Annotated in this window: 13 protein-coding genes; 6 read left to right on the forward strand and 7 right to left on the reverse strand. The window is 39.0% G+C overall.

Annotated features, from left to right (window positions below; genetic code table 11):
* Positions 1-2 precede the first annotated feature (2 nt).
* The 4 genes from FTV18_RS00615 to FTV18_RS00630 form a co-directional block, all read right to left on the reverse strand.
* On the reverse strand, positions 3-2,060 hold the full coding sequence (locus FTV18_RS00615) for a hypothetical protein (RefSeq protein ID WP_180016586.1): 2,058 nt from the start codon (positions 2,058-2,060) through the stop codon (positions 3-5).
* Positions 2,057-3,994, reverse strand: a complete 1,938-nt coding sequence (locus FTV18_RS00620; protein ID WP_180016585.1) for a hypothetical protein — start codon at positions 3,992-3,994, stop codon at positions 2,057-2,059. The genes FTV18_RS00615 and FTV18_RS00620 overlap by 4 nt, the downstream gene beginning before the upstream one ends.
* Positions 3,991-5,418: a site-specific integrase gene (locus tag FTV18_RS00625; protein WP_180016584.1), complete on the reverse strand. Its 1,428-nt coding sequence runs from the start codon at positions 5,416-5,418 to the stop codon at positions 3,991-3,993. Before FTV18_RS00625 ends, FTV18_RS00620 begins: the two co-directional genes overlap by 4 nt.
* Positions 5,419-5,583: 165 nt before the next feature.
* Complete coding sequence (locus FTV18_RS00630; RefSeq protein WP_171528317.1) at positions 5,584-5,757, reverse strand: Arc family DNA-binding protein; 174 nt, start codon at positions 5,755-5,757, stop codon at positions 5,584-5,586.
* 87 nt (positions 5,758-5,844) lie between these two features.
* Here FTV18_RS00630 and FTV18_RS00635 point away from each other — a divergent pair, with 87 nt between their 5' ends.
* Positions 5,845-6,843, forward strand: a complete 999-nt coding sequence (locus FTV18_RS00635; protein ID WP_103800480.1) for an Arc family DNA-binding protein — start codon at positions 5,845-5,847, stop codon at positions 6,841-6,843.
* 18 nt (positions 6,844-6,861) lie between these two features.
* Here the strand turns inward: FTV18_RS00635 and FTV18_RS00640 are convergent, their stop codons facing one another.
* Positions 6,862-7,089: a helix-turn-helix transcriptional regulator gene (locus FTV18_RS00640; RefSeq protein WP_103800479.1), complete on the reverse strand. Its 228-nt coding sequence runs from the start codon at positions 7,087-7,089 to the stop codon at positions 6,862-6,864.
* Positions 7,090-7,249: 160 nt separating this feature from the next.
* Here FTV18_RS00640 and FTV18_RS00645 point away from each other — a divergent pair, with 160 nt between their 5' ends.
* On the forward strand, positions 7,250-7,516 hold the full coding sequence (locus FTV18_RS00645; protein ID WP_004281168.1) for a hypothetical protein: 267 nt from the start codon (positions 7,250-7,252) through the stop codon (positions 7,514-7,516).
* 103 nt (positions 7,517-7,619) lie between these two features.
* Positions 7,620-8,240 carry an HAD family hydrolase gene (locus tag FTV18_RS00650; protein WP_180016583.1) on the forward strand — a complete coding sequence of 207 codons (621 nt, stop codon included), beginning with the start codon at positions 7,620-7,622 and terminating at the stop codon, positions 8,238-8,240.
* Between the two features lie 31 nt (positions 8,241-8,271).
* On the opposite strand, the gene FTV18_RS00655 is transcribed toward FTV18_RS00650, so the two are convergent.
* Complete coding sequence (locus tag FTV18_RS00655; protein ID WP_180016582.1) at positions 8,272-9,057, reverse strand: hypothetical protein; 786 nt, start codon at positions 9,055-9,057, stop codon at positions 8,272-8,274.
* A 180-nt stretch (positions 9,058-9,237) separates the two neighbouring features.
* Between FTV18_RS00655 and FTV18_RS00660 the strand changes: the two genes are divergently transcribed.
* From FTV18_RS00660 to FTV18_RS00670, 3 genes are all read left to right on the forward strand, one after another.
* Complete coding sequence (locus tag FTV18_RS00660) at positions 9,238-9,666, forward strand: transposase (protein ID WP_180016581.1); 429 nt, start codon at positions 9,238-9,240, stop codon at positions 9,664-9,666.
* Positions 9,663-9,998: an IS66 family insertion sequence element accessory protein TnpB gene (gene tnpB, locus FTV18_RS00665; RefSeq protein WP_005108356.1), complete on the forward strand. Its 336-nt coding sequence runs from the start codon at positions 9,663-9,665 to the stop codon at positions 9,996-9,998. Before FTV18_RS00660 ends, tnpB begins: the two co-directional genes overlap by 4 nt.
* A gap of 74 nt (positions 9,999-10,072) precedes the next feature.
* The gene (locus FTV18_RS00670) at positions 10,073-11,740 is read left to right on the forward strand and encodes an IS66 family transposase (RefSeq protein ID WP_159124468.1); all 1,668 of its coding nucleotides are present in this window, start codon (positions 10,073-10,075) and stop codon (positions 11,738-11,740) included.
* 39 nt (positions 11,741-11,779) lie between these two features.
* On the opposite strand, the gene FTV18_RS00675 is transcribed toward FTV18_RS00670, so the two are convergent.
* Entirely contained in the window at positions 11,780-12,139 is a 360-nt protein-coding gene (locus tag FTV18_RS00675; RefSeq protein ID WP_004281163.1) for an antitoxin Xre/MbcA/ParS toxin-binding domain-containing protein, read from the reverse strand.
* Between the last annotated feature and the right edge of the window lie 180 nt (positions 12,140-12,319).

The following is a 12,319-nucleotide window of genomic DNA, read 5'->3' on the forward strand; positions in this document are numbered from 1 at the left end:
CATTAGCCCCCTATATCCACAGTTTGAATTTTTTGAATGGTCTTATTCAATGCCATAATGTCGCTGTCCATCTGCCCATACAGCAAACTGCCTTGCACTTGTGTATCTCTTACTCGTTGTAGTCGCTGAACCGCTTTTTGCATCTTCTCAGCACTATCAGTATCAAACACCGCATGGGCACAACTCAGACAACTTGTAATCGCAGTAAAGGAAATTTTTTCGCAAGAATCAGGGTTGGTACAAGCACCAAAAAGACTAGGCTTATATGCAATTTCCCCCTTTTTCATCCGCTTAACCGTTTCATCACGATCTGGAAAAACCTTCAGTAATTGCTCACGATCTTTTTGCAACTGCAAATAGGTTCCTGCACCGCCAAAGAGCTTACTAGAAGTACTTATTACGCCTTCCTCAAACTGAGTGTAGGAATGTACCAAACGCTGATATTCTAGCTCTTGAATAAATTCCTTTTGACTATCGCTGGCTAAAATGTTTGGAGCAAACACCGCATTGTCTCGATAATACAAAGTCATTGCTTCGGTTAAATGCTTATATTGAACTGACAGAGCACCTAACCCAATAATGCCTGAACGAGCACTATACACAGCCAGTGAGCGTCTAAATTGATGGGTACAGATATTCCAATACTCACCAATTTGACAGTCTTTTTCTTCTCGCCAATTCCGAAAACCATCAAATGCCTCTAGTTCAGCTAAATCGCTTTCAGTAATTTTTAATTCATCTCCAAGCGAGACTGAAATAAGGCTTAAATACTGATTAAAATTATTCTTTGTACGAGTCGGAGCACCTGAAAAATTGGAAATAAAATCGGTTTCGTTTTTAATATTTCGATTATTTTTATTTCGATGCTTTTGCGAGTATAGCGTTGGAAATAAGGGGTACTCAGCAGGATTAGACATATCATAATGTGGATTGAACAAAGCATAGATTTCACCGATACTTTGCGCTGCATGTACCCCAAACTGGATATCTTCAAACGTGATCCAATAAGTAGACTTATTACCTCCACCATGTAACTTAGAGGTATAGCCCATTAACACATGCACTAGGTGCTCATTGCTCTGAACAGTTTGGTAACAGTCATAAGACAGTTGATTCACCTCATTGTCCCGCATCCCTGTAAATAGGTGAATCCACAACTTGGCCATGCCTTGAATCAACGTCATATAGCGAGTGAGATTGGCATGTTTACGAATCTGATTATTTTCAAACAGTACCGTTAAACCAAGCAAATCTCGAGCATCCACAAAACTCACTGCATTTTTATAATCTTTAAACTCACGCGGCATACGCGCAAAAGCTTTATCTTGCTGAATATGCTGGAACCATTGCAGCAAAGCAGGTGCATTTTGATTAAACTCGTTTAATTTATCCGCTAAAGCATTAATTAAGGCAATATAAAGCCGTGAAGGAACCACTTTGGTTTGTGGGCCTACTTTGCCTGATTGCAACCTGAGTTGAGCAGCCAACTTTGCTAAATACTCAATCGGTTGATATGTACTAAACGCAGGAATGAGCCAGGGGTGTTGCTGTTGAATAGAAAAGCAATCCGTTAAAAATGCTTTGACTTGGAGTGCTTTTTGATAACTTACGCTTATATAAGCATCATTCACTTTTGACATATAAGCAACATCACCAAATAACTGCTGCAATGTACAGCCATTACGGTATGCAATAGCAGCAAACTGGCGCAAAATAGTATGCCGCTTCTCAATACTTTTAATAATCGACTTACCCGATTTTATATAAAGCAAAGCAAAACTGATTTTTTTCATTTCTGCACGAATTTGACAGAAGAGAAAATCATCTTCACGTGCATTCTCAAGCCAACTATTAAAATTCAGGCGACAGTGACACTTCGGTAAATATGGAGAAAGATCCCACACATTGTCTGAATAAACTGATAATGTTTCACCGCTTTTCATTCGCGATAATACAAAAGTACTTGGAACAGTCAGCTGATTATTTTGTAGACTGTACTCATCAGGTAAAAACAGTTCAGCAATACCCAATGAATATAAATATGAATTAAATGAACTCATGCGACCCATCCCAAATCAAGTAATAATTCAAAATGATTCAGCCAATACGCATCTAAATCACCACTTTCTACTTCTTCCTGAATTGAAAAAATACGATCACGTAAATTTTCATAAGTGTTTGATAAATCTTCGATCACTTCATCGATACGATGTAGTACAACCCCAAACTGCTGTTCCCACTTGATTAGGTCCGTGGCTTTTTGTTTTACATAGCCGAGCAGACTTTTCAGTGACAAAAGCTTACGCACATCTTCATCATCAGCGTGGACTGCATAGTGTTGGCAAAATAGACAATGCTCAAATTGCTGACAGTTAGGTGTAGGAGCTTGTTCGGTAAAGCCTAAAGCTTTTTCAGGCTGTGGAGCTGCTGTAATACATGCACCGACAGGTAAGGTCTGAACATCAACAGTCTCATCCAACGTTTGCACAGCGATTCGTTCAAGCGTTCGTGTTTTTGCGACTGCAACTTCTCGCAGCTCATTAAAAAACTGTGAAATCTGCTGGGCTGCATCTTTGAATGAAGTACGTGCATAATTATTTCTTGCCGTATCGAGTGAGTGACCCATTACTTCAGCTTCAAGCAGTAGATCACCATCGCTAAACTCAACAGTTTGACTGCTCTTATGTTTACGCCACTGTTGCGGCGTAATCCAGACCATTCTTGGGAAAATACGCTGAAATAGCTTTTTCATTAATTGTAATCTGCCGTAGCTGACAGGTCCCAGCTGTTGAATTTCGTTGCGTAATGGAAAGATGAAATCACATGCTTCATCTTGAATATACCATTCACGAAGTTCCAAAATCTTTCTAAACACTGGCTCAAATTTCACCCCAAATTCTGGGTATACTGTCTTACCTCCTGCACGGCTTTTCGCTCCTGAAAAGCGTCGTCCTTGAGTACTTGGTAGAATTTCCATTGTTCCTATTTGTAATTGTTGAGCAGTGTCTAGATTTGCTCCAGTTTGTGCGATAAAGAGCAATATACCAATGGCAAGACCGTATGAAGCAAGTCTTGCGCGCTCTAAATGCCGCTTGTCTTTATTACGTTCTTCAAGATTACGAATCGCTTGATTACGATTCTCACGTAGACGCTTTCGATGCTCACTATCTTCTTCTAATTCAAAATCAGCCAGCATTTTGGAAAAAGCTGGAATAACCGGATATTTGACTAAATAACTCTGTATATCAAACTGGAAATGCTGTTTTTCAATTTGATGATGAAAACCCGAATAAAAATAAAAGTTCTCTTCATCAACCGATTTAAAATGCGCTGGAAAATCTGCTTCTTGTATCACAATACGATGGATTTCAAGAAAGACATTCTGCAAAGTCGCATAAGTTTTCTGATGATCTTCTTCCGCAATGGGTAATATAGGAACATCATAACGCTGAGATTGGACTTGCATCGCTTGACTAACAATATCAATTTCATGACAGTCAAATACATATGCGATTAATTTGGCTGCATTACGCTGATATTGCTTTGCTGTATGTGCAGCCAAACTTTCCTCTTCAGTATCAGCAAGCAAAGTGCGATCAACTAAATATTTACTGTAACGACGATACGCATCGATCACACTATCTTGATTCGAAAAATCAAATATCTTTTTTTGGCTATCTACCCAATCTAAGAAAAATTTACTGGTGTAATAAAATAGCCCTTTTGACAAATCTGATCCGCCCATTTGCAGTAAATAATCGGTCAAACATTGTAAAAAATAATGCCTTTTTTCATCAAATGATGCAGATAACTGTTGTTCTGACAAAATCTCGCCAGATATTCTTTTTCGGTAAAACAGTATTCCAATATCTAATGTTTTAAAACCCAAAGAAGCGGTTTTATCTTTGCAGACGAGAAAAAGTCGCTCATATTCATTAATTTGTTTGTTGATATCGGAGATATGGACGAACAATGGGGTACGTGTGAAACTCATAATAAATCTCCTGCTGAATTTACAGAAGACATCACGTACTTCATTAAACTTGATTCATACTCATGCTGAATTTTACTGCGCCATTCTAGTCGCGATTTATAGTTCAAATACTGTAAAGTCGTACTAATCTTGGTATGACCCATTCTGGCTTGCACATATTCGACAGCTGTCATCGCTGAATGCCCTTCGGGCAGATGCTGTAACTGGCTTTCCAGCAAATTCATCCCAAAACTAGCACGTAAATCATGGAATTTAAAACTTTGAAATTGCGGATCAATCAAGCGAATCTCGGGTAATAACACGACTTTTAAATAACTACGTACCGCTTCGCCTTCATACAATTTAAGCCTAGTCTCAAATGAGTTAGAGGCTTTGATCTTCTCGGTCAATTGCTCTTGTTCAGCTTTGCTAGTGTAGAAAGGTGTACCAAGCTTGGTGAGAAACACATAGTTTTCATCCGAGTCACCATAGTTTGACTTCTGTCTACGCTGACGTGCCTGCTCACTATTGATATAGATTTTAAGATCTCGAGCTAACCAATTCGGAATTAGCAGCGTCATTGGCTTTTGAAATTTAGTATCAATACCTGTCCCAGCTCCAACAGGCAGACGAATAAAGCCATGACTATCAGACTCACGATTAAATAAACAATTAATTCTTAAAGTACAAATCGTTTGCAAACGTGCGCCCGTGAATAAGGCAAGATAGAACATCAGCTGATATTCACGTGATGATTTTTGCAGTGCTTTTAATATAACAGCCTGCTCTTCAACAGTAAGTGGGCTTAATTCACCACCGTCAATAATGGCTTCAGAGTTCGGAGCCTTGGCTGGAACATGAATCGCAAGATCATGCGACTTAATTGCCAATTGTCTACGTGCGCCAAATTCATTATCAACGGAAATATATTTATAGACATCTTGGAATGGAAGCCCATAGCGTTGATGATCAACCAAATTTTCTGTTATTAGAAATCGATAACAATTGATCACAGCATTAATTCGACTACGTGCCGAACTGGCTGAAATTAGACCTGCATTCGCTTGCCCAATCAGGCGAGTACGATATTTAAAAATCGCATTCAACTGTTTTAGTTTATGAAATTTCAAGCAGTCCAGTTGTTCATCTTCTAAAAAGCGTTGAAAATCAACTAACTGATTGGCAATAAATGCAAATGTTTTAAAATCATACTGTATTGTTTGTTGTAATTTTTTCAGTAAGTACAGATTAAGAATTTCAGATGGCTGCCCATCCCCTTGAATAATACTGGGGAATTTGAGATAAGCATCACCATATTTTTCGAATTCTGCATCATTTAAACAACGGGTTGCCTTAACCAACGTCAATAACTGAAATTTTTTGATGCTCACAACTTTGGCTTTAGACTGGTAGCGTGACTGACCATTTTTAAGTTTAGTGCTCATTTTGAGCCTCCTGTTTATTAAAAAACAGGCAAAAAGTGATCTTGAGATAGGATTGACAAAAATGCCCCTATTCATCAAAATACAAATGTCTGATCAGCAATGAAGACATTCATAAGAGCTCATGTTCCCGCATGGGCTTTTATACTTTTTGCCGAATGAAAATAATTACTTTTTTGTCAATTCTCTCTGTTCCTCTTTTCTTAATCGTTCCAATTCCGTAATAAAAAAAGCATTCATTGACTGATGTCTTTGCTTTGCCATTTGTTTGACCCAAGAAACTAAATCTATGGGTAAACGGAGATTCGTCTGTTTCATGTGCATCATGCCACTTGTTAGCATATTGCTAACATAGCAATATGCTAACACTTATGTCAACTTTTTTTTTATAGCATAATGCTAGTGCTATTTTTACCGACTAAAGAATGTATGAGTAAGAAAGATATCCAATTTAATCTTCGTATTCCTGAAGAGCTAAAAGCTAAAATTGATGCTGCAGCGAAAGCGAATCAACGCTCTATCAATGCAGAAGCGACCTCTCGACTTTACGATTCATTCGTCATGAATGACAATATTCAAGTTGAAGCAGCAAAAATCGTTGAAAACTTTCTTCGAGCTCGATCTCCGACAGAGCGAAAAAAAGTGGTAGCTGAACGTTTAAATTTTGTATTAAGTGAATTGAAAAAAATTTATCATTTCAATGAATTTACAATTGCTGAATTAGCTTTTGAGATCAATGAAGATACGGCTGATGAGGCTGAAGCATGGTTTAGAGCAGAATTAGAACCCACCTTCGGACAATTGGAAAAAATAGCGCAACATACTTCAGTGAATCCAAACTGGTTACTCTTTGGTAAACAGACTCCATATGATATTCAGCACATACGTTTAAATGAATATTTAGATCAAGATATAAAGCTGCTTTTAGGTTCAGCCCCTAGTAATGAATATTTATCTGCATCAAAAGTGAAAGAAATAAAATTTATTCGCGAATTATCAGAAACAGGACAGTTAATTATTCTTAAAATTTATGAAAATTACGCAGTTGAGACTTTTTATCCCCCATATCATATCAGTGACGTAAATGGTGTTGGTGGATATAACTCATTGTTATATTTTTGTTTATTAATCAAAGTACTGTTGCGATATTATAAATCTAAGGTGAATGTATATAGTCATCTGCTTTCAAAAGAGCAGTTTAAACTTATTTTGACTGGAACAGTTCATCCCTTAACAATTGCAGAAAAATTACATCATATTCCTTGGGTTGATGATTTAGCGGATAGACCCCCAAATAAAAATTTAGATTATTGGGATGGTTTTGATACGTTAAGAGCAAGAATACTACGAGACTTTGCAGCGAAAGAATACATTCAGGAAATTTGGAATGATCCTGAGTTGTATTTAAAGCATCCTATTGAGTTTTAAAAAAGGGATGACATTTTACTAAATGCCATCCCTTTTTCTAGGCTCATTGGTATATTCAAATAAATCCTGCATATTACAATTAAAATATTCACATAAGGTATTTGCGACTGAAAGCTCAATTCGTACTGCACGATCATAGTAAAGACTTGTTAATGTATTACGATTGATACCAGTCGCTTGAGCTACCTCACTTAACTTTAAAATTTTTCGCTCACCCATCAAATTTGACAACCTACATCTAATCATAACAACCTTTAAATTAAAAAATTAACCTATAGCAGGTTAATTAAACTTGATAAATAACTTTTACCATGCTAATTTAACCTGCAGCAGGTTATATTGTTTTATTAAAAACCAAATTAGCCGTTCTAAATTTCATTATATAGTTTTTTAAGGAAGTTCAGCTATGAATAACTACTTTTCTCCAAAATTCTCTGTTTCAGAGGAAGTTCGTTCAACTGCTGTTGCACTAATCAAAGAGTTTAATATTGACCGTACATTTGATTTAGCTTTGTTTCTTAATGTTAACCCCAATTTAAATGACCAAGATGCGACTTTAGCCTGGGTGAATTATTTTGAAAAAAATCAACATGATCTCAGTGACTTCAATCATGTTAGACGCCACTTTATGAAAAATTTTCCTAAAATTATGTTTGCAAATTTCAGTGAATAAAATAATCAAAGGGAGATATCAAATATCTCCCTTAATTTGTTTAGCAATGCTCTTATGGTAATCTCAACAAAAAGTAAAATTCAATTTAATTGGTTGTAAAAATATGGAATCATTTATAAAAGCAGGCCATATTGAGCCTTCAGTCATTGTTTTTGACGTATTTGGCACACTTGTGCAGATAGGGGAAAGACGTTCCCCATATAGAAAATTAATGAAATGGCTAAAAGAAAATGGGCGACAACCAAAACCTGATGATGCCAAATTTATTATGTCCCACAATTTAAATTTGGCAGAGCTTGCAAAGCGATTAGCAGTAAATATTCCAGACCAATTTCTGCAAGAACTTGAGCATGATTTAGATGAAGAGTTACGCTCTATTAGACTGTATGAAGATACCTTATCAACTTTGGAAGAATTAAAAAAATTGGGATTCAGATTGGTATTATGCTCCAATTTAGCGATGCCATATGGAAAAGTTGTTTCTTCATTTTTACCTTCTCTTGATGCTTATGCTTGGAGTTATGAGGTTGGAGCAATTAAACCCGAGTCACAAATTTATCAATATTTAATTGATAAATTACAATGTTATGCCAAAGACATTTTGTTTATTGGAGATACACTTTTAGCTGATTACAGTGGTCCAACTGAATTTGGTATGTCAGCACGTTTAATTGATCGTAAGAATGGGCAAAAGCTGGCAGATGTTTTAAACGACATACTTTAATAACTCGTGGACGCCACCTAATAGTGAATACTCACAGCTCCTCATCTTTCCATTTTTTAAATTCTGCAATTCGTTCATCAAGCTCCAGAACCCATGCTGGTTTTATATGTGGCACATTTGGACGCTCAACACCTTGATGGTCAAAAAATTTATACACCATTGCCGCCAACTTGATAAACGCCTGTTCAAACGTATTTGCCCAAACATCTAAACGATAATCGTGATAATGCTCTTGGTATAATTTACCACCATCTTCTACTTTATTAAGATGTGAGCCAGTCTCTAAATAAATCACTAATTGCCCATCATCTTCATCATTATATGCACCATGATAAACATTTTGGCAATGCCCCCATGTATTCCAGTGCCATGATGGTACATCGCCAATAACCGTCCAAAAAGCTGGGTGTGTATCAATAAAATGATATGCAGTTAAAAAGTCTGTTGGATTTGCGAGATATGCTTGCTCATTTTCAAAGGCAGTCTGTAAAGCAGATTGTAAATGCTCAAATTTATTTTTATCTGTGTAGGAAAACAAACTACTAGAAAAATGCTCAGAGGTTTTAAAAAATAGGCAACCACTCTCTTTATCCTCACCAAAATATTGATAAACCTCTGGTAGAATCTGTAAATCTGTAGGTTTGACATGATGGATCTGGTGTTGTACGTCTTTTAAGCTTTCGTGAATTGCTTCCATACGATCAGGGTAAGTGATGACAAGTTTCGTATCTCGCAGTGATAAAACTGCTGGTTCAGTTATTTGGGGTAACTGTTGTAATAACCAGTCTGGTAATTGTTTTAATTCAGTTAGCTGCATTTTTAGTTATCCTATTTTTTAATAATTTCAACTTGTTACATATGTTACACAACATAATTTGTGAAAGTTCAGTGTAAGTTAGTCCATAGGAGTATATTGGTAAGCGTCCGCTGAGCCCCACTTTTTCTAACTCATTAATACCGCGATAGTGTCCACTAAATTTTAAGTGGACACCTATTTATGGATTTAAAGACAGTTATAGACAGCACACCAACGCTAAAAAAGCCTCATCGAACCTTCACGGCTGAATTTAAACATCAACTTATTCAGCAATGCCAGCAGCCAGATACATCAGTGGCCAAGGTCGCAATGCAACATCAGATCAATGCCAATCTGTTGCATAAATGGATTCGTCAATCCAGATCAATACCCCCTGCATTAACAACCCCATCTAGTCCACAGACTGACTTTCTTCCGGTCATGCTTCACCCGACTCCAGCCAAACAAGACGCACCTCCGCTATCTGTGCCGGAGAAGAATACTGTCGCTCATATCAGAATTCCACTGCATCAGAAACAATGTTCTGCAAGAGATCAGGTGATCGAAATCGAATGGCCAGTGGAATCGGCCAAGGAGTTGCTGCTTTTACTTCAGGGCTTGATCAAATGATCCGTATCGATGAAATCTGGCTCTCTACCCAGCCGATGGACATGCGTGCGGGTATGGATACGGCTATGGCGCAGATCATGAAAGCCTTTGGCTCGATCAAACCGCATTGCGCCTACCTGTTCTGTAATAAACGTGGCCATCGTATGAAAGTACTGGTGCATGATGGACTGGGCATCTGGCTGTGTGCCCGGCGGCTGGAACAGGGCAAATTTCACTGGGCTAAAGTTCACCAGGGTGAAAGCGTAGCTCTCAGCCCGGAACAGTTACAGGCACTGATCCAGGGTTTGCCCTGGCAGCGCATTGGACGACAGCAGGTGGTCACAATGCTCTAAACCAGGCTCGACCATTCTGCCATCCTCCAAACGTTCTATTTCATTCTTCTCATGACCTCAGGCATACTGCGGTCATGAATACGCTGCCAGATTTAAGCCAACTGACCCATGAACAACTGCTGGAATTCACCCGGCAGTTGGCGATGCAGCATCAACAACTCGCAGAAGATAAACAACAATTAGATGCTCAAGTCCAACATCTGGAAGTATCAAATCAACAATTAGATGCCAAAGTTCAACATCTTGAAGTCACCAATCAGCAATTAGATTCTAAAGTTCAGCATCTTTCTATTCTCAATCAAAAATACGAGCATGAACTGGCGCTGTTTAAACAGCACAAATTCGGTAGTAAAAACGAACATCTCACCGCAAAACAAATCCATCTATGGGACGAAGCGGTCGAAGAAGATATCGCAGCCGTTGATCTGGAATTAGAACGATTAAATGCAGATAAAACCGATGCAGCGACACAGAAAGCCACAGTCAATAAACCTAAACGTCGACTGCTGCCAGATCATCTACACACCATCCGTATTGAACATGAACCTGCATCAACCCAATGCAGTTGTGGCTGCCAGTTACGTCGTATCGGCGAAGATATCAGTGAAAAACTGCATTTCAGACCGGCACAGTTCTACAAGGAACAGCATGTGCGTGGCAAATGGGTCTGTGATCAGTGCGACACTCTGACTCAGCAAGCGATGCCCGCCTATGTGATTGATAAAGGCATTGCTTCACCTGAATTGCTCAGCCATGTGCTGGTATCGAAGTATGCCGATCATTTGCCGCTGTACCGTCAGCGCCTGATCTATCAGCGGGCTGGCATTGATCTGTCCAGATCCACTTTATCTGACTGGATTGGTCGCTGCGGTGTGGAACTGGAACCTCTGGCTAATGCCTTAAAACAGGTGGTATTGCAACAGCGGGTGATCCATGCCGATGAAACGCCGGTCACCATCATGCGGATGGGTGAGAATGAGAAAAAACCGAAGAAAGGTTATGTCTGGGCCTATGCCACCACACAGTACAATCCAGTTCAAGCGGTGATCTATGACTTTCAGGATAGCCGTTCAGGTCAGCATGCTGAAGAGTTCCTGAATGGCTGGCAGGGCCATCTGGTCTGTGATGATTACAGTGGTTATAAAGCACGCTTTAAATCAGGCGATGTCATTGAGGTGGGCTGCATGGCACATGCACGTCGTAAATTTCATGAACTGCATGTGACCGGGAAAAGTCAGATCGCTGAACAGGCATTAGTGCTGATTCAGAAACTGTATGCCATAGAAGCAGAACTCAGGAAAAAGACCGATGGTACAGCAGAACATCGCCGCGAATATCGGCAAAAGCATAGTCAACCGGTGATGCAACAACTGTATGAATGGCTCAACCAACATTATCTGACGGTGCCATCGAGTTCTCCAACTGCCAAGGCGATCAATTACAGCCTAAAACGTTGGCAGGCACTCTGCCGCTATCTGGATGATGGTAATTTGCCTATAGATAATAACTGGATTGAAAATCAGATGCGTCCCTGGGCGTTGGGACGTAAGAACTGGCTGTTTGCTGGCTCGCTGCGCAGCGGCCAACGAGCTGCCAATATCATGACTTTAATCCAGTCAGCAAAGCTGAATGGACTGGATCCGTATGCCTATTTAAGTGATGTGCTGAAAAGGCTGCCGACGCATAAAGTGACCCAAATAGAAGAATTACTGCCACACCGCTGGAAATCCGACCAAAATTAAAAAATAGGCATGGGATTCAGCGGACGCTTACGTATATTGTCACACAATGGCTTCAACAAAATTAAGAACAGAAATCAAGCCACTCATTGTTTCAATTTGATGAATTGGGATACCGCTAGTGACTCTATTTTCGGACGTTAAAAAAATCTTCATCGCAGCCTGATCACCACCTGTCAAAGCATGTAAAGCCTGGTATAGACGAATCAGCAACAGTGCTAATTTCCCCTGTTTAGAATTTGGATCTAATTCAGGTTGGTTGTGCAATTGAGTGATTGCCTCAACATCCATATCTAGCACTATTGCGAGCTGAGACTGACTAAGGGAGAGCAGTTTAGCAGCCCTAAGTACTGATTTTCCAAACACAACTTCTGGTACAGCCTGCTGTTCCAATAACGTCATAGCATCATCTCAAGCTCTAATTTTACTGATCAAGCCTTAAATCTAACAATATCATGCAAATTGCTAGATAAAACGATCACCTATTCCTGTTCGTACCATACCAGTTATTCTTACTTGTTAGACCAACATAAATAGTCACATAAGCTAATTTTGCCGACACCTGATGATTCATATTTACAC

Source organism: Acinetobacter sp. YH12241 (genome assembly GCF_013417535.1).
GTDB lineage: Bacteria > Pseudomonadota > Gammaproteobacteria > Pseudomonadales > Moraxellaceae > Acinetobacter.

Coding starts and splice junctions, on each gene's coding strand:
- FTV18_RS00615 (WP_180016586.1), bottom strand. CDS start 2,060: ATGAGTTCATTTAATTCATATTTATATTCATTGGGTATTGCTGAACTG.
- FTV18_RS00620 (WP_180016585.1), bottom strand. CDS start 3,994: ATGAGTTTCACACGTACCCCATTGTTCGTCCATATCTCCGATATCAAC.
- FTV18_RS00625 (WP_180016584.1), bottom strand. CDS start 5,418: ATGAGCACTAAACTTAAAAATGGTCAGTCACGCTACCAGTCTAAAGCC.
- FTV18_RS00630 (WP_171528317.1), bottom strand. CDS start 5,757: ATGCTAACAAGTGGCATGATGCACATGAAACAGACGAATCTCCGTTTA.
- FTV18_RS00635 (WP_103800480.1), top strand. CDS start 5,845: ATGAGTAAGAAAGATATCCAATTTAATCTTCGTATTCCTGAAGAGCTA.
- FTV18_RS00640 (WP_103800479.1), bottom strand. CDS start 7,089: ATGATTAGATGTAGGTTGTCAAATTTGATGGGTGAGCGAAAAATTTTA.
- FTV18_RS00645 (WP_004281168.1), top strand. CDS start 7,250: ATGAATAACTACTTTTCTCCAAAATTCTCTGTTTCAGAGGAAGTTCGT.
- FTV18_RS00650 (WP_180016583.1), top strand. CDS start 7,620: ATGGAATCATTTATAAAAGCAGGCCATATTGAGCCTTCAGTCATTGTT.
- FTV18_RS00655 (WP_180016582.1), bottom strand. CDS start 9,057: ATGCAGCTAACTGAATTAAAACAATTACCAGACTGGTTATTACAACAG.
- FTV18_RS00660 (WP_180016581.1), top strand. CDS start 9,238: ATGGATTTAAAGACAGTTATAGACAGCACACCAACGCTAAAAAAGCCT.
- tnpB (WP_005108356.1), top strand. CDS start 9,663: ATGATCCGTATCGATGAAATCTGGCTCTCTACCCAGCCGATGGACATG.
- FTV18_RS00670 (WP_159124468.1), top strand. CDS start 10,073: ATGAATACGCTGCCAGATTTAAGCCAACTGACCCATGAACAACTGCTG.
- FTV18_RS00675 (WP_004281163.1), bottom strand. CDS start 12,139: ATGACGTTATTGGAACAGCAGGCTGTACCAGAAGTTGTGTTTGGAAAA.